Origin of the sequence: uncultured Brachyspira sp. (assembly GCF_944388875.1) — a bacterium.
In the GTDB taxonomy this organism is placed as follows: domain Bacteria; phylum Spirochaetota; class Brachyspiria; order Brachyspirales; family Brachyspiraceae; genus Brachyspira.
The window spans coordinates 1-17,727 of record NZ_CALXKQ010000005.1; the positions used below are offsets into that span (position 1 = coordinate 1).

General features: G+C 27.7%; 15 protein-coding genes. 3 read left to right on the forward strand and 12 right to left on the reverse strand.

Features of this window, described 5'->3' with window-relative positions:
- Positions 1–133: 133 nt before the first annotated feature.
- The 9 genes from Q0J69_RS05260 to Q0J69_RS05300 form a co-directional block, all read right to left on the reverse strand.
- Positions 134–1,006: a class I SAM-dependent methyltransferase gene (locus Q0J69_RS05260; protein ID WP_297204906.1), complete on the reverse strand. Its 873-nt coding sequence runs from the start codon at positions 1,004–1,006 to the stop codon at positions 134–136.
- 17 nt (positions 1,007–1,023) lie between these two features.
- On the reverse strand, positions 1,024–1,824 hold the full coding sequence (locus tag Q0J69_RS05265) for an OmpA family protein (RefSeq protein ID WP_297204907.1): 801 nt from the start codon (positions 1,822–1,824) through the stop codon (positions 1,024–1,026).
- A gap of 17 nt (positions 1,825–1,841) precedes the next feature.
- A complete protein-coding gene (locus tag Q0J69_RS05270; protein WP_297204908.1) occupies positions 1,842–2,633 on the reverse strand; it encodes a motility protein A in 792 nt (263 codons plus the stop codon).
- Between the two features lie 36 nt (positions 2,634–2,669).
- Positions 2,670–2,894, reverse strand: coding sequence for a flagellar FlbD family protein (locus Q0J69_RS05275; RefSeq protein ID WP_297204909.1), 225 nt, complete (start codon positions 2,892–2,894; stop codon positions 2,670–2,672).
- A gap of 61 nt (positions 2,895–2,955) precedes the next feature.
- Positions 2,956–4,281, reverse strand: coding sequence for a flagellar hook protein FlgE (flgE, locus tag Q0J69_RS05280; protein WP_297204910.1), 1,326 nt, complete (start codon positions 4,279–4,281; stop codon positions 2,956–2,958).
- A gap of 142 nt (positions 4,282–4,423) precedes the next feature.
- A complete protein-coding gene (locus tag Q0J69_RS05285; protein WP_297204911.1) occupies positions 4,424–6,694 on the reverse strand; it encodes a tetratricopeptide repeat protein in 2,271 nt (756 codons plus the stop codon).
- Between the two features lie 42 nt (positions 6,695–6,736).
- Entirely contained in the window at positions 6,737–8,314 is a 1,578-nt protein-coding gene (locus Q0J69_RS05290) for a tetratricopeptide repeat protein (RefSeq protein WP_297204912.1), read from the reverse strand.
- Positions 8,315–8,453: 139 nt separating this feature from the next.
- On the reverse strand, positions 8,454–10,418 hold the full coding sequence (locus Q0J69_RS05295; protein WP_297204913.1) for an ankyrin repeat domain-containing protein: 1,965 nt from the start codon (positions 10,416–10,418) through the stop codon (positions 8,454–8,456).
- Between the two features lie 507 nt (positions 10,419–10,925).
- Entirely contained in the window at positions 10,926–12,224 is a 1,299-nt protein-coding gene (locus Q0J69_RS05300; RefSeq protein ID WP_297204914.1) for an MATE family efflux transporter, read from the reverse strand.
- Positions 12,225–12,438: 214 nt separating this feature from the next.
- On the opposite strand from Q0J69_RS05300, the gene trmD reads away from it, so the two are divergent.
- Positions 12,439–13,170: a tRNA (guanosine(37)-N1)-methyltransferase TrmD gene (gene trmD / locus Q0J69_RS05305; RefSeq protein WP_297204916.1), complete on the forward strand. Its 732-nt coding sequence runs from the start codon at positions 12,439–12,441 to the stop codon at positions 13,168–13,170.
- Positions 13,171–13,191: 21 nt separating this feature from the next.
- Complete coding sequence (locus tag Q0J69_RS05310; RefSeq protein ID WP_297204918.1) at positions 13,192–13,683, forward strand: GNAT family protein; 492 nt, start codon at positions 13,192–13,194, stop codon at positions 13,681–13,683.
- 68 nt (positions 13,684–13,751) lie between these two features.
- Here the strand turns inward: Q0J69_RS05310 and flgN are convergent, their stop codons facing one another.
- On the reverse strand, positions 13,752–14,261 hold the full coding sequence (gene flgN, locus Q0J69_RS05315) for a flagellar export chaperone FlgN (protein ID WP_297204919.1): 510 nt from the start codon (positions 14,259–14,261) through the stop codon (positions 13,752–13,754).
- Between the two features lie 93 nt (positions 14,262–14,354).
- Positions 14,355–15,647: a hypothetical protein gene (locus Q0J69_RS05320; protein WP_297204920.1), complete on the reverse strand. Its 1,293-nt coding sequence runs from the start codon at positions 15,645–15,647 to the stop codon at positions 14,355–14,357.
- 196 nt (positions 15,648–15,843) lie between these two features.
- Between Q0J69_RS05320 and scpB the strand changes: the two genes are divergently transcribed.
- The gene (scpB, locus tag Q0J69_RS05325; protein ID WP_297204921.1) at positions 15,844–16,488 is read left to right on the forward strand and encodes an SMC-Scp complex subunit ScpB; all 645 of its coding nucleotides are present in this window, start codon (positions 15,844–15,846) and stop codon (positions 16,486–16,488) included.
- Positions 16,489–16,646: 158 nt separating this feature from the next.
- Here the strand turns inward: scpB and Q0J69_RS05330 are convergent, their stop codons facing one another.
- Positions 16,647–17,690: a DUF3298 domain-containing protein gene (locus tag Q0J69_RS05330; RefSeq protein ID WP_297204922.1), complete on the reverse strand. Its 1,044-nt coding sequence runs from the start codon at positions 17,688–17,690 to the stop codon at positions 16,647–16,649.
- Between the last annotated feature and the right edge of the window lie 37 nt (positions 17,691–17,727).

A 17,727-nucleotide genomic window follows, 5' to 3' on the forward strand; every position in this document is an offset into this window, starting at 1 on the left:
TGTTGTGTTGTGTTGTGTTGTGTTGTGTTGTGTTGTGTTGTGTTGTGTTGTGTTGTGTTGTGTTGTGTTGTGTTGTTTCATATTAAAATTGTATATTAAAAATAATATTATGTCAAATAAAATAAATTATTCATCACAAATAGAACCTAGCATATATTCCGCAAGGAAGTATAATATTTGAAGATTCTGTAGGCATGCCGATTTCTCCGCTTTCAAAAGTTCCATTATGCTTTACCAAAGTTGATAATATATTTTTTAAAGATACATGAGAAAAATTTGCAGTATAGCAATTTATCAAAAAAAGTATAGGTTCATCAGAAAGTAATTTAACGCATTCCTCTGTAAGTCTAGTTAAACTCGTTTCTATCTGCCACAATTCACCATTAGGTCCTCTGCCGTAAACAGGAGGATCCATTATTATAATATCATATTTTCTTTCACGTCTAACTTCTCTTAAAACGAATTTGATAACATCTTCTATAATAAATCTTACCTTCTTGTTCTGAAGATTATTAATTTCAATATTTCTTTTGGCATGTCCTACTATTTTTTTAGAAGCATCAACATGAACAATTTCATCGCAGCCAGCATAAGCACAAGCAACCGTTGCCCCGCCTGTATAGGCAAACAAATTTAAAGCCTTTATTTCTTTATTTTTATGAGAAGACAGCTTTTTTTCTTTTATTTTATCTATAATGAACTGCCAATTAACAGCCTGCTCTGGAAAAAGCCCTATATGTTTAAAATTTGTAAACTCTATCTGAAATGATAAATCCTGATATTTGATAATAAAATTGTCTTTTGGTTTATTAATATACTGCCAATAACCGCCGCCCTTATCTGAACGATGATATACAGCATCTAAATTATCCCACTTAGCTAATTGTTTAGACCAAATAACTTGAGAATCCGGACGTGATACTAAAAATCCGCCTATATTCTCAAGTTTTTCGCCTTCACCGCAATCTATAATTTTATAGTCTTTCCATTTATCAGCTAATAGCATATTAATTTTTAGTTAGGTTACCTCTGATTATAATAAGTAACATCATTTCTAACAATTACAATATCAACCCTTCTATTCAATGCACGCCCATCGGGTAAATCATTAGAAGCTACTGGTCTTGTATCTGCATAGCCTGCAACTGAGTATTTATTTCTATCTAACTTTCCTGCTTGATCATTTTCAAATAATTTTTCTAATATAACTATAGCTCTGGCAGAAGAAAGTCCCCAGTTGTTTCCAAATTTCTGCTCAGTCAAAGTTCCCGGTATTATAGCTCCAGAATCTGTATGACCTTCTATTCTAACATCATTAGGAACAGCACTAAGTACTGAAGCAAGTTTAATAAATGTTTCTGTATTATTTTGATTATCAATTAAATTTGTACTTCCAGATTCAAAATATTGGTCAGCACCTAAACTTATAACGAAACCTCTCTCATCCTCTTCTACCCTTACTTTCTTGCTTTTTATCTCTGCTTCCAATACAGCCATAGCTTTATCAATACTCTTACCCATAGAATAACCCCTGTCTGTTGAAGGCAAAGTATCAACATTAGCACCGCCGTACACTAATCTGCTTTGTGAAAGAGTAGCACCGCCAGGCATAACCCCAAATGATCCTTGGAATGCTGTAGCGATAAGCTGTATAGAAGAATCGTTAACGGAACTAGACATTGTTGCAAGAAGCATTACGAAGAATGTCAATACCAATGTTACGAAGTCTCCATAAGTTTGAAGCCATAAAGGGGCTGAAGGACCAGGTACCTGAGCCTTATCTCCGACTTTTTTAGCTTTTTTACCAAATTTAATAGTAGCCATTTATTTACCTCTAAAAATTATCTATCTCCAACTTGTTCATTTATTTTCTGACGCTGAGCAGGAGGCAAGAAAGATACTAATTTATCTTTTACTATTCTAGGGTTATCGCCTGCTTGTATAGAAAGTATACCTTCAAGCATGATGCTCTGAACTGTAGCTTCTGCAGCGTGTCTTGCAGCAAGTCTACCAGCTATAGGCAATGCAAAACCGTTAGCTATAACAGAACCGTAGTATGTAGTAATTAACGCTACCGCCATACCAGAACCGATGGCTTCAACACCACCGCCGCCTCCCAAGCTTCTTAACATGATTACAAGTCCGATTAATGTACCAATCATACCCCATGCAGGATATAATGAAGCAGCATCTTCAAAAACCTTTTTTACTGTATCGTGTCTTGCTTCTACGTTATCTATTTCTGTATTTAATATGTTTTTTACTAATTCAGGGTCTGTACCGTCTACAACAAGCTGCATGCCCTTTTTCAAAAACGGATCTGATACTTCCTGTATATCATCTTCCAATACTAATAAACCCTCTCTTCTAGCTTTCTCTGAAAAACTTAGAAGCGTTATGATAATTTGAGATTCATCATAATCAGGTTTTTTCAAAAGAACTTTTATAGCTTTAGGAACACCTAATATAGTTCCTAAGTCATTAGCAACTAAAAGCGAAGTTGTACCTCCCAAACCTGTAACAACTACAGATGCAAAGTCAACCATATGACCTACATTACCGCCTCCTGAAATGATACCGAATAAGTTAATAGCTATAACTAATACAACACCTAATGGTACAAATATATCCATATTTTGACCTCTAACTAAAATTTATTTTTTATTTTACTAATCTTCATTACCATAGAATGAAGGTTTTTTTACACTATTTTCATTAACTATTCTAGTTCTATACTCTATTATCCTATTAAGCACAGTATCAAAACTATCTTTAGTTACTACCTTCCTTCCAGATAACATTGTTATTACCAAATCAGGAGTCTCCTCCATGAATTCTATTTGATGCGGATTAACATATAATATACTTCCATCAAATCTTGTTATATGTATCATAATATCAGAAACTCCTAACTCTATTATACTATAAAATTATAAATAAGTCTAATACCTAAAATTATCTCTTAAGTGCTATAACTTCCTGAAGCATTTGATCTGCTGTAGTTATAGTTCTGGCATTAGATTGGAAACCTCTTTGAGTTACTATCATATCTGTAAATTGCTCACTCAAGTCAACGTTAGACATCTCTAAAGCACCTGCTTTGATTGATCCTCTGCCTTCTGCTGCAGCTGGTCCTATGTTAGCAGCACCTGAGTTATTGCTTGCTACAAATAAAGTATCTCCTGCTTTTTCTAAACCGCCTGCATTATTGAATTTAGCTAAAGCAACCTGTCCTAAAGTTTTTCTGTTTCCATTAGTAAATACGCCTGTTATTACTCCGCTGTCATCAAAACTAAAGCCTTCAAGCATACCCATAGTATAACCGTCTTGTTCTATAGCTTTAGTAGTTGAAGGTGATTCAAACTGAGTAATACCATTGAATAAACCAACCTCTCCCATTGTTAAATTAATAGTTTGATTTACTTCGCCTTCAGTTCCCTGATAAGTGAAAGATACATTAGGCATTAACATACCTTCTGTTTGTGTATTAGTACCATCGCTTACTGATATTAATGAACCAGCATCATTGAATACTAATTGGAAAGTATTGTTTCCGCCGCCTTCTACTGGATCTCCTGCTGATACGCTTACGCTTCCTTCTGTAGCATCAGGTATATCTATTGTCATATCCCATCTGTTAACATCTGTTCTAGTGAAAGTTGCTCTTAATTGACGAGGTATTCCTGTAGAATCATATATAGTTAAATCTGACTGATGTGTTTCTCCTGTTTTTTGCAAGTTACAGAAATAATGTGTATTTGCTGTAGCTCTTGCTGGGTCTTTTGAACCTACTGGTATAATCAAGTCTTCTACACCAGCTGCAGTATTTAATTCCATTTCACCTGTTTCTGGATTAAGTACAGCATTCCAGCCTTGTACCTTATAACCTATAGAAGGGTTAACTAAGTAACCATCTCTATCTAAAGAAAAAGCACCGTTTCTTGTATAATAAGAGTTGTTGCCTCTTTTTTCAATAAAGAATCCTTCTCCTTGTATAGCCAAATCAGTGTTTACACCAGTAACTTGTAAAGCACCTTGAGTATGTATAGTGTCTATAGTTGCAACCATCATACCTAATCCTACTTGCTGAGGATTGATACCGCCTCTATCCTCTTGGGGTTTAGCTGCCCCGCTTAAAGATTGGCTTATCATATCCTTAAAAGTAACTCTGCCTCTTTTAAATCCATAAGTATTAACGTTAGCAATGTTATTTCCAACTACATCCATTCGAGTTTGATGATTTTGTAAACCAGACACGCCGGCAAATAATGAACGCATCATAAGGCGTATTCCTCCAAAAATTTTAATATTTCTTATAAAATATTTTCGGTATAATTAAAATTTGCTTAATACTTTTTTAATGCTTAAATAAATATATATTTATCATAAAAGCCTAATACGAATAAAACATATTAGACTTTTATTATTTAAATACTGTTTTTGTTTTACAATGCTGTTTGTATTTATTATACGATAATCCGAATATACATGCTGTCTCTACTTCTTTTCCTGATTCTATATCTTTTATTTTTTCTTTTGCTTCATTATTATCTTTATCTATTTCTAAAATCCTTTTATATGTTTTTAAAGCATTATCTTTTTGATTTAATTTTATATAAAGCTGTGCAATAGATTTTAAATAAAATATACTATCTTCATCATCTGTTATATTTTCTTTATATATTTTTATAAGCTCTTCATAAATAGGTATGCTTTTATCTGGTTTTGAAACTTTTTGATAGAAAAATGCTAAATATGATAAATCTTCCATATAAGAACTTATTTTATTTTTATCATCATTATCTGAAATCGATATTTTTTTATTTTCAAAACTTTTTATCTTTTTAAGGCATACTTCTATAGCTTTATTGTATGTTTCTAATGCACTTTCTTTATCATCAATTTTCAAATATAAATCTGCCTGTATTTCAAAAAGCTCATAATCATTTTTATTTCTTGATATTTCTTTATTATACTTTTTTATTAAGTCATTATATATTTCAAATGCTTTTTCTTTATTTCCTATTTTTATATAAATATCTGCTATTTTTTCTAAATATTCTTTTTCGCTTCTCTTATCTTTTTTTATGAGTTCTCTGTATTTTTCAATAGATTTTTCATAATATAAATTCCTATTTTTTATATCATTAAGTTTATCATATAAAGAAGCAATCTTTTTTAATATATCAAGTTTACTGCCATTTATATATAATATATATTGGTATAGTATATCATCAGCTATTTTAAAATATTCTTTATATGCTTCTATAGCATTATTATATTTTCCAAGCCTTTCATAACATTCTGCTAATTTTTCATGATATTTGCATGGCTCATTTAAAATTTCTATAGCTTTATTATAATAATTAACAGCTTCTTCATAGTTTTCTAATTTTTTATATATTTCAGCAATATTAATATAATATTCTGAATTTTCACTGTCAATTTCTATAGCTTTATTGTAATAATCAATAGCCTCATTATAATTTTCTGCCTCTTCATAAGTACGTGCAATATCAATATAACAATTCAATGCATTATCAGGATACATTTTTATAATCATTTTATATGTATCTATTGCCTTTTTATAATTTTTGCCTTCTCTATATGTTTTAGCTATATTTTTATAATTTTCTATAGATATTTGATTATATAATTCTATAGCTTTATCATATTCTCCATATCTTATATAAAGTTCTGCAAGCATTTCTCGGTATGCTGCAGCTGAATGACAATAATGCCAACTATCATTATATGCCTGAACTATATCATTATAAGTTTCGCTTCCTTTAAAATCCTTATCACAAAAAGGTATAATCATAAATGGTGCTGATATATCTTTTTCTATACTATTTTTCAAAGTATATATAGCTTCATCATTTTTACCGAGTTTTTTATATAAATCATACAATGATTTTAATGCCTTTAAACAATCATAAAAATAATCATCTAACTCGCTTCTTACATTTATATATAATGCCTTTTCATAACTTTCCAAAGCTTCATCATACTGTCCGTTTTTTTCATAGCTTAATCCTAAATAATGCCAACAATCAGACGCTTTATAAAAATCATTAAAATAATCTATTGAATCTTTTATAGCTTTTTTAAAATTCTCTATAGCCTCTTGGCTTTTTCCTAAATATAAATTTATTTTCCCCAATGTATAATAATAATATTCTTTATAGTTATTAATTGTTTCTGTATAATTTATTTCAGCTGCTTTTTTATGAAACTCTATAGCTTTATCATAATCTTTTATAACAAAGAAATGTACTTTTCCAAGTAAATACCAATATTCAGAATCTTTATTATTTAATTCAATAGCATTTTCTAATAATTCAATAATTTCTTTCTGTATTTTTTTATTATCATCATAATCACTGTCATAATAATATGATGCTGCTAAATAGTATAATACTTTATCTTTTTTATAATTAAGATTTAAAAGTTTTTTCAATGTTATTCTTAATTTTTTATATCCATCATTAAAATATGAACCATCATACTGCACCAGAGCTAATAAAAATAATAATTCTTTATTATTAGGATCATTTTTTAAATGCTTCTTTAATATTTCTTGAGTTTCTTCATAATAAATCACATCGTCATCTTCAAGTTCTTCATTATTTATTTTTTTATTTATTAATTCTTTTATTTCTTCTATTGTGTAATTTTTTTTATTATCTTGCATTTTATTCTCCTCTTTTTTCTAAAAAATTAATTTATAACTTTATTACTCATCAAAATTATTTGTATTAATTCCTATATCTTTTGCCATGTTCAATATTTCTTTTGCCAAATCATCTTTATTTAATTTTTTATAACAGCTGTAAAGTCTATGATAAATGCCTATTTTTTCATCATAAGAATATTTATTTAGAACATCAAAATATATAAATAAAGCTTCTTCATACATTTCTAATTCTTCAAATATTTCTCCAATTTCAATAGAAGTTATATAACCATCATTATAATGAAATTTATTCATGTATATTTTTATATTTTTACTTTCAAAAAAATGTATATCTTTTTTATTATTATCTTTTTCTCTGTATATGTAATCATTAAAAACTTCTTTTATTTTTTGATATTCTTCTAAATCTTTATAGCTTAATAATGTGTATAATAATTCTTCTTTACTAAGTCTTTCATATTTCCAATCTGTATTATGAAAATTTTCTTTTTCTTCTTCTGTTTTACAGTACTTATACAGATTTTTATAATAAAAGTTTTTATATATTTCCGATCTGTTTTCAAAATTACTTATTAATTTATTGTATATTTTATAAGCCTTTTTATCTTTTCCCTGTTTTTTATAACTTGCTGCAAGATAATATAAAGGAACTCTATAGTCTTTATCTATTTCTAATGCTTCTTTTGCTGCTTCTATTGCTCTGTCATAATCATTAGATAAAAATCTGTATTTTGATAAATAAGCCCAGTTTATTTCTTCATCAGGATCAATATTAGCCATTTGTTCTCTCATATATGCTGCTTTAGAATATTTTTTAGAAGCCTCATAAATTTTAGCTAATCTTTCCATATAAGCTAGCATATAAAAATGTTTATCATTATCTTTAGCCAATTTCAGTATTTTCATTGCTTTTTTACTGTATCCTAAAAATAAATATATATAAGCTAATTTATATCCGTAATCGTTATAATCCATATATATATTTTTTCTGCAAATTTTTGCTGCTTCTTTGAATTGATTTGTTGAGTATAGATATATATTTAAAAGTGATTTTTCATCATCTAATAATTTATATAACTCTAAAGCATTATCATAACTATGTACTGTTTCATAAATATATGCTAATTGTTCAGTTAAAGATTTTGAATAATAGTTTTTGTAAAAATTTTCAAGCAGATTAATAGCTTCATCATATTTGTTTATCAAACATAGAATATTTGATATTTCTATTGTCATTTTTTCATCGCTGCTTTTTAATTCAATAGCTTTTTGTATAGTTTTATAGGCATTATCTTTATCATCTAATTTAATATAAGTTCTTGCTAAATTAGCAAATACTCTTATGTCTTTATCATTAATTTCAAGAGCCTTCAAATAGGCTTTTTCAGCTTCTTTAAAATTATTATCATCATTATTCAAGTAATTACCTAATATTTTCCAAGCATTATAATCGTTTTTTTCTATCTCCAAATACTTCTTTAAATATATTTTTGATTTTTTATAATCTTCAATTTGCATATATGATGTGTATAGTGTTTTTAATGCTTCTTTATTTTCTGCTTCATTTGATAATATTTCTTTTGCTTCTTTAATTTTTTCTTTTCTAGTTTTATACATAATCATTAGCTCCTATTAACTCTTTATTAATATTATAAAGTAATGCTATGACAAAAACTGTCGCAAAATAATGCAAAAAAAGAGGCTTAAAAATTAATATTTCTAAGCCTCTTAATTAATCACAATTATAATATAAAACTTACCACCATTTTTTACTTAAGTCAGGTTTTCTTATATATTCAGGCAATACTAATTTAGTATTATTTTCAGGTATATATTCGGTATTGCCTCTTAAATAAGCCGCTATATTATCATATCCGTTATCAGCAGCCAAATCAGCAGCAGTAAATCCGTCGCTGTCTTTTAATGTCTTATCTGCATTGCATTTTTCAACTAAAGTCATAACAGCATCTATATTTCCATAAGCAGCAGCATAATGAAGAGCAGTATCCTTAGCTGTATCAGTTGTATTAACATCAGCATTTCCTTTTTGAACTAAAACTACTAAAGCATCAACATTATTTTCCAAAGCAGCATAATGTATAGGATATATTCCCTCATCATTAGCCATATTCACGCTTGACTTATCAGAAGAAATTATGTTCTCTATAACTTCAGCAGAAGCATACATAGCAGCATAATGCAAAGCTGTATTTCCGTCAGAGTTCTTTATTTTTGTATCTGCACCGTATTTCAAAAGAAGAGCAACGGTACTAGGCTTATCTTTCATAGAAGCCCAATGCAAAGGAGTATCTCCTCCGTTATTATCAAGTTCATTAACCAATGTTTTATCTTTTTCCAATAATAATATAACCGCATCATCATTTCCATTAGCTGAAGCTACATGTATAGGCATAGATCCGTCTATATCATCTCTTGCCTTGATATCGCATCCTGCATTGATAAGCGTATAAACTATATCAGCATTTCCAATATATGAAGCAACTATTAAAGGAGTAGCTCCTCCCAAATACCAGCTGTCTAAAGTAGCCTCGTAAGGAAGTTTTGCCTCTTTGTTTATATCTTTATAAGAAAGTAAAGCTTCAACAGAATCAAGACTATTATTAATAACAGCCAAATGAAGAGGATAATATCCATTCTCATCAGCAAAATTAGGATTAACTCCTTCTTTTATTAGATTATTCAATGCTATTATATCATTATTTTTTACAGCAACTAAAAGTTCAAGCTGTTTAACATCAAGAGTTTGATTTTCCTGATTTTTAGCATAAGTATCTCCGCCTTCCTGTATGGATTTATCGGGAACATCTTCTTCAGCCATTTCTTCATCTTCTGCTATTTCTTCTTCAGCCATTTCCTCTTCTGCAGTATTATTATCAGCTAAAACAGTTTCTTCTTCCAAATTTTCTTCTTCAGCATCTTCCCTTTTTATATTATCATTTCCAGCTAAATAATTTTTCACATCATCTTGTCTTGCATAGTCCATAGGATTGCTTCCGTCTTTTGCCTTACTTTCTTTATCAGCTCCCAAATCAACAAGAGTCTGAACAGTATCAACAGAAGAAAAAGCTGCAGCATAATGAAGAGGCGTCCATCCGTCAGCATCCTTAGCCTCTATATCTGCACCATTTTCCATTAAAAGCTCGATAGTATCCTTCTTATCCTTCATAGCAGCCCAATGCAATGGAGTATTATCTCTATTATCTACTATATTCACTAATTGAGGATCTTTAGCAAGCAAAACTTTTATTACATCATTTCTTCCATTAGCAGCAGCAAGGTGTATAGCCATAGCTCCGTCAACGCCATCTCTAGCTCTTATATTAGCCTTATTATCTAATAGCAAAGAAACAATATCAGCATTCCCCATAAATGCAGCCAATATCATAGGGGTAGAACCGCCTAAAAACCAATTATCTATACTTACTTTCATATCCAATTTGGAATCTATATTTATATTTCTTACTTTTAAAAGTTCATTTATAGTATTTATATCACTGTTATAAACTGCTCTATGCAAAGGACTATATCCTTCATTATCTAATATATTAATATCTATATCACTAGAAGCTGATAAAATACTTGATACATCGGCGGAATTCTTAGAATTAATAGCCTGAAATAATTTTTCCTCATCTGCTGTTAATGCAAATATAGAATAACTAAGAATTAAAAATACCGCTAAAAATTTAATATGTTTCACCTTTGATACTCCAATCTCAGAAAATAATACTTTTTATAAGTATATTAGATAATAAATAAATATCAAGTACATCAATAAATTTATTGTTGAGGTGTATGAGTTTTTATGGATTTTTTAAAACAAAAAAATAATATACTTATTATAGTATTCTTGCTTATAAAATTAAAGTAAGTATACTGCTATGAGTAAAAATTATACTTTTGACTTTTCATTATCTATAGTTCAAAATCATTAAAAGATAATAATATTTAACTCTTCTTAAAAGATGTTTATGACACTATAAAAAATTATTTAAGTTTTACTTATTAGGTATTGTTTCAAAAATAAAATACCAATAAATAATAATACATATTTTCTAAATAGTATATTATCATATTTTACAGAAAAAAGGTTTGTTTAATAAAGTAAAACTTTTGAATGTATAGAAATATTGTTTTTTTGTTTGAGCATAAAATTATACATTATTAGTGAGATAATTACATATCAATGAAAAAATAGTCAATTTTATTATCTTTTATAACTATTAAAATTTATAAAAAATATAAAAGAAAAAATACCAGTTAAAATTTCAGCAGCAGGAAAAGAAAGCCATACACCTATCATATTAAAGATTGAAGAGAGGATAAATATAGAAGGCATTATAAATATAAAACCTCTAAGCATAGATATTATAAATGAAGGCTTAGCTTTATCCATAGCAGAAAAATATACGCATGTAATAATGTTATATCCTACAAATATAAAAGCAGTAAAATATAAATAAAGTCCTTCAACTGCTATTCTTTGAAGCTCCATATCATTATCCTTATTAAATGCACTTGTTATATCATCAGCAAATACAGATGTTATTATATAAACTATTACCGCAATAGATGAAGATAAAATCAAAGCATATTTATATATTTTATTAATATTTTTTATGTTTCCAAAATTGCTGCTTATTATAGGCTGTATACCTTGTCCTGTTCCAGTAAATATAGCTATAATAACCAAGGCAATATTTGCTATTATACCGTAAGCTGCAACACCAATATTACCTGCTATTTTAAGTATTACAATATTAAAAGCTATTATAACAAATCCTGAAGAAACTTCTGTTATTAAAAATGAAATTCCTAATGAAGCCGTTTCAAAAAATTTTTTAAAATTTATATTAGGCCTTGTAATTGAAAAAGTGTTTTCCCTTCTTATAAATAAAATTGATAAAATAAACATGCTTACAATAGGAGAAAAACCAGTAGCCAAAGCAGCGCCGAATATTCCCATTTTAAAAGGAAATATAAAAACATAATCAAATATTATATTAAATAAACTACCCATAATCATTCCAAGCATTGCAAGTTTAGGATGATTATCATTTCTTACAAATCCAAGAAGCAAGTTATTAAGCATAAACATAGGTGAAAAAAACAATATTACTTTTAAATATATATCAGTCATAATATAAACATTATCCCTAGCCCCTAAAACATAAGCTATTTTCTGAGTAAAAAAAACGGCTGCAATAATAAAGAATGCAGAGAAAAATATAATATAAATAAAAGCATTAGAAAATATTATATTAGCTTCATTATTTTTATTCTGTGTTTTTAGTATTGAATATTTAGTAGCAGAACCCATACCAATCATAAGACCGAAACCATTAACGAAATTATAAATAGGTATAGCAATATTTAAAGCAGCAAGACCTTCAGAACCTGTACCTCTTGCAACAAAAAAAGTATCTGCAAGTATATAGCATGATAAACCAATCATTCCTATTATATTTAAAGATACATACTTAATAAATAAATTTAATATATTCATAAAAAATACCCCATAATAAAAAAACGTTTGCGTTCATACTTTCTAAGGCCTACGGTATGAATACAAACGTTAAAAAAAATTTATCCGGCGACAAATTTTATTATTTCTATAAATTATTTAATAATATTATTATATAACAACAAATAATATAAGTCAATTTTTTTTATTATATTGTTAACTTGCCTAATTAATATTAATTAAGTATAATAAGTAAATGATAATAGATATTCTGACACTTTTTCCTAAATTCTATGAAAGCCCTATTTCCGTGGGACTGATAGGAAGTGCCGTTAAAGAAAATAAAATAAATTTAAATATTATTGACATGAGAGTATATGGCGAAGGCAATTATAAAAGATGCGATGATTATCCTTACGGCGGCGGACCTGGAATGATTATGACTTATAATATTTTCAAAAAATACTTTGACAATAATAAAAATGGATATACTTTATTTTTCTCTCCTTCTGGAAAAACTCTTACTCAAAAAAAAATAAAAGAGCTTTCTAATAAAGAACATATAACAATGATACTTGGGCATTATGAGGGAATAGATTATAGAGTTGAACATAAATACGCTGATGAAGCTTTAAGTATAGGAGATTATGTATTAAGCGGAGGTGAGATACCTGCTTTGCTTATTGTAGATGCAATTTCAAGATATAAGGGAATTTTGAATAATGATGCATCTGTACCAAGCGACACTTTTGAAGAAAATTCTATGGGACTTTTAGAATATGAACAGTATACAAGACCAGCTGAAATAGATAATATGAAAGTACCTGAAGTATTAATATCTGGAAATCATAAAAATATAGATGAATATAGAAGAGAGAGAAGTTTGATAAAAACATTTATAAATAGGGCTGATTTGTTTTCAAAAATAGATTTGAATAAAAAAGATTTAAAAATTATATTTGATTATTTAAAAAATAAAAATATTTAATATCAGGAGCATTATAATTACATGTTAATAAGAAAAGCTAATTATGAAGATATTGATAAATTATCAGAAATATTTGAATATGCAAGAAAATTTATGAAAGAAAATAATAATCCAAATCAATGGACTAATGGATACCCTTCAAAAGATGACATAAAGTCAGATATAGATAAAGGACATAGTTATGTATGTTTGGATGACAGCAATAATATAATATGCACTTTTTGTTTTTATATTGGAATAGATAATAATTATAATAATATATACAATGGTGCTTGGCTTAATAATGATAAATATGCTGTTGTACACAGAATAGCATCATTGCATGGAAGAAAAGGTGCTGCTTCTTTTTGTATAAATTATTGTTTTAATATTCATAATAATATAAGAATAGATACTCATAAAGATAATATACCTATGCAGAAATTTTTGGAGAAAGAAGGATTCATAAAATGCGGTATAATTAAACTTCAAAGAAATAATGATGAGAGAATAGCATTTCAAAAAGTTAAATAATTAAATAAAAAAATAAACACATAACATAAAAATGCTATGTGTTTTTATTAAGATATAAATATTCTATATTAAACTTGCTTATTTACTAATACTGATAATTTTCTATTAACAACATGCTCTTTGCCTTTATTGTTATATCCCACTTTTTTACTTTCATGCAAAACTTCTTTCATATTTGCAAATAGATCCAAAGCTTCATCAAAAAGTTTAGGAGCTAATTTGTTTAAATGTCTTAAACGTGCCATCAATGTTACTAACTCAAGACGCAATGCAGATATTTTTGCAGTTTTATTTAGAGGTATTCTTCTAATGATATCTGATAATGTTGCGGTTTCTGAAAGATGAGGAAATTTATTCAATACTATTAAATCTATAACACTTTCTCTTAATTTTCTAAGTTCATTAGCCTCTGTCATTTTTTCATTCTGATGATCGCAGTATAAATGTATATCCTGCAGTCTAGTATTGATGATAGAATTAACCTTCTTTTCTTCATCATCCAATATAATTTTATAAACTTCTATTTCTTTAGAAAGAAGTATCTCTATTTTTGTAAGCTCTTCATATAAGTTAAACATAAAATACCACCTTTAAGTTAATAGCCAACCTAATTATTAGTTAACTATAATAAAATTCTCGGTATTTGTTATGATTACTTTACATAATTTTTCTTAATTTTCTATCTCTATTGATTTTATAGCTTCTATACAGATGTCCCTGTTTTCTTTACCTGAATAAGTAAACCAAGCAAGCAATGCTAGTTTTTTTGTAACAGCAGCAAGAGTAATCATATAATCATCCTCTTCAAGACTCTTCTCATAAACTAAACTCTCTATATTGCTGCTTTCTATTTTAACATCTATAGCATCGCCTTTATATTCTCCTGCTATATCTATTTGTTTTAATACATATTCCATTATAACATCAAGCTCTTCATTGGCAAAAGAATAAACCTGCATGGCTATATATACATTTATATCTTTAAACTCTATTAAAGTTTTATCATTTTTAAATACATTCATACGCATAGGAAGTTTTATACTAAATCCTGCTGCTATTGAATAACGTGCCTGTTCAAGTCTAAAACCTATTTCCATATTAGGCTGATGAGTATTTTTCTTAGATTCTATAAATTTAACCATGTTTTCATCATCTAAATAATTAGCTATACTGATAAGTATGTCCCATGGATATTTTAAATTACTGTCTTTTTTATATGCCTCTTGAAAAGAATACATAATCTTTTTATACATGGTTCTTTCTCTGTCATCTATAATTTCTCTAAATGGAAAATAAAGCCAAATCATACTAATAAAACTTTTAAACCAAAAATTAGCATTCATCTCTTCAGTATTCCATATAAAGAAATCTTCAGCTAATGTTAATCTGTCTTCTTCATTTGCTTCTATTAAATCTGTAAACCAACTTTTGCCCCAATATCCCAAAGATGAGAGAGCAAAATACTCTTTTTCTATCATAGGATAATCATAAGGCATTGATATCATAAAATTGCTGAAGCCGTTGTCATGATGAGCTATAAGCATTTGGGCATAACTTGCTAATGAGTTTATAAAGAATCTTTGCAAGGATTTAAAATCTCTGTCCCTAAAATATCCGCTAGGGTCTTTATGGGCATCATCTTCTCTAAACTCAATATCAAGTCTTCTTGCTATTCTGTCTAAAACACTTACTATAAATCTATGATATCCAGCACCGAATGTACCAGTACTTATTGTTATAAAAATAGTATCATTTTTGAACTCAAAATATATAGGGTCTGATGACGGATGAAAAGAGTATATTAATGTATTGCCATCCTCTATTATAGAAAACTCTGACAGCATTACTAAAGGGTTTATATTAACTTCATTTAAAGAGGATACTATTGCTCTGAATAATCTGTCTTGCGTAGGAATAACCCTTCTATTATCAAATTTAGCCGAAAGTAAAAATTCTATATTCATATATATATTCTATTTTTTTAGTATTTTACTAAAATATAATAACATTTTTTATTATTTTAGCAACATTTATTTTATAATTATACCAATTTACAGCATAAAACACAGGAATTTGAAATACTTATATATACCATTGAAAAAACTTTTATATATGTTATAATTTAAAAATACAAAATAAAAAAGGATTTTTGGAAATATTATGGATGATATAAAAGAAACTGCTGAAAATGTTGCTGAAGCTGAAAAAAAAGAAGATGCTGCTGTTCAATCAGAAAAAAATACCTTAGAAATAGATGACTCTGTTTTATCCAATAAGGAAGAGCTTGAAAGAGTAATGGAAGCTGTAATATATGTGGAAGGCAGTATAGATATAGCCAGATTAAGAAATCTTTTTAAATGTGAAAATTCTGATATAATAAATTATATAGAAAATATTAACAAAAAATACAGAAATGCAGGAAGTGCTATAGAAATACTTGAAGTTGGAAATTCTATTATTATGACTATAATACCTTCAACTTTTGGTACATTATCTGCAATTTATGATAAAAAACGTAAGAAAAAAATATCTAAAGCAATGCTCCAAACCCTATCAATAATAGCATACAAACAGCCTCTTACAAAAGCTGAGATAGATGATATAAGACAAAGCGACAGCGGTTATCATTTAAAGGCACTTATGGAAGACGGATTTATAGCTTGGAAGGGAAGAAAGAATTATTTAGATAAAAGACAAACATACGGAACTACTGATAAATTCCTTATGCATTTTGGTATAAACAGTTTAGATGATCTTCCTAAATTAAGAGAATTAAAAGATTTAGAATTCAATAAAAATGAATAATTATAGTTTTTAATTTAAATAAATTGAAAATATGTTCATAGTTTATTAAACTTGTTTCAAAGCTAGATTAATAGATAAATTATACTATTCTAATTTGGTAATCTTATCAAGTACTTTTGAAACAGTATATTAAATAAAAAAATATTTACGCATAAAATTTATAAAAACAAATAATACAATGGAGAGTCTTCTTTAACATAAGGTTTTAACTCATCAAAAGTAAAACTTATCTCAGTTACACCTGTAGAGTAAGGAGCTATATCATAAGCCTGCCATACAAAATTAATGGAATTTGGAAGTATTCTAAATGTTGAGCTTTCTAATGTTATAGAATTAAAATCAAAATAATCCTCTTTTGTACTTCCTGTTTTAAGTATTTTATCTCTCATTACAGATATTAAATTAGTATTATTAAAGTCTGAAATTAAATCTCTTATTGTAATAAGGTTTGAACTTTCCAAAGAATATACTTCCTGAATATTTGCTTTCTCTCCATGTGCTCCGCCTGTATACATTGATGAATAATTATCAAGAGCTATTACTCTGCTGTCTATATAGCCTACATTCACAGTATTATCTATCTCATAAGTTGTATTGGAATTAACTCCGTCTGCCAAAAGTGTTTTCCATTCATTATAATAATTTTCACATTCTTCCTTAGCATAATTAATAGATGATTCCATATCTAATGAATTATTATCATTGTTTTTACTAAATAAAAGCAAAGTTCTATGATAAGAAAATATTGCATTGCCTTCGCTTTCATTTTTATAGTAATCAGCTATATCAGCGGAATATACTGGGATATTTCTATTTAGAGAAAATGACATATCTTTTACAGTATTATCTTCATCGTATCTTATTTCAGCATTAAAATCTATATTATCACTCAAACTTCCCTTTATGCTTGCATGTATATTATTATTTTCATCTATTTCCTGCAAATTAAGCTTATTATTATTAATTTTTCCTGTAATCATTGCTTTTTTATTTTTTGTATAATAATATCCGCTTACAGAATTATTATTTTTATTAACATATAAATACATTGAAGCATCTTCGCCTGATATATTGCCAGAAAGCAAATAGAATTTTGATTTTTGTATTTCTGATTTATCATCGATTTTAGAAACTGTTTCAGTTTTATTATTGCATGAAATTAAAAACATAATAGCAAATAAATATATAATTTTTTTAGGCATATACAAACCTCTATTTCTTTATAACATTTAATATATA

Excerpts from the sequence above, each read along its gene's own strand:
- Q0J69_RS05275 (WP_297204909.1), bottom strand. The coding sequence starts at position 2,894 with ATGATACATATAACAAGATTTGATGGAAGTATATTATATGTTAATCCG.
- scpB (WP_297204921.1), top strand. The coding sequence starts at position 15,844 with ATGGATGATATAAAAGAAACTGCTGAAAATGTTGCTGAAGCTGAAAAA.
- Q0J69_RS05330 (WP_297204922.1), bottom strand. The coding sequence starts at position 17,690 with ATGCCTAAAAAAATTATATATTTATTTGCTATTATGTTTTTAATTTCA.
- Q0J69_RS05270 (WP_297204908.1), bottom strand. The coding sequence starts at position 2,633 with ATGGATATATTTGTACCATTAGGTGTTGTATTAGTTATAGCTATTAAC.
- Q0J69_RS05290 (WP_297204912.1), bottom strand. The coding sequence starts at position 8,314 with ATGTATAAAACTAGAAAAGAAAAAATTAAAGAAGCAAAAGAAATATTA.
- Q0J69_RS05300 (WP_297204914.1), bottom strand. The coding sequence starts at position 12,224 with ATGAATATATTAAATTTATTTATTAAGTATGTATCTTTAAATATAATA.
- Q0J69_RS05265 (WP_297204907.1), bottom strand. The coding sequence starts at position 1,824 with ATGGCTACTATTAAATTTGGTAAAAAAGCTAAAAAAGTCGGAGATAAG.
- Q0J69_RS05310 (WP_297204918.1), top strand. The coding sequence starts at position 13,192 with ATGTTAATAAGAAAAGCTAATTATGAAGATATTGATAAATTATCAGAA.
- Q0J69_RS05260 (WP_297204906.1), bottom strand. The coding sequence starts at position 1,006 with ATGCTATTAGCTGATAAATGGAAAGACTATAAAATTATAGATTGCGGT.
- Q0J69_RS05285 (WP_297204911.1), bottom strand. The coding sequence starts at position 6,694 with ATGCAAGATAATAAAAAAAATTACACAATAGAAGAAATAAAAGAATTA.
- flgN (WP_297204919.1), bottom strand. The coding sequence starts at position 14,261 with ATGTTTAACTTATATGAAGAGCTTACAAAAATAGAGATACTTCTTTCT.
- trmD (WP_297204916.1), top strand. The coding sequence starts at position 12,439 with ATGATAATAGATATTCTGACACTTTTTCCTAAATTCTATGAAAGCCCT.
- Q0J69_RS05320 (WP_297204920.1), bottom strand. The coding sequence starts at position 15,647 with ATGAATATAGAATTTTTACTTTCGGCTAAATTTGATAATAGAAGGGTT.
- flgE (WP_297204910.1), bottom strand. The coding sequence starts at position 4,281 with ATGATGCGTTCATTATTTGCCGGCGTGTCTGGTTTACAAAATCATCAA.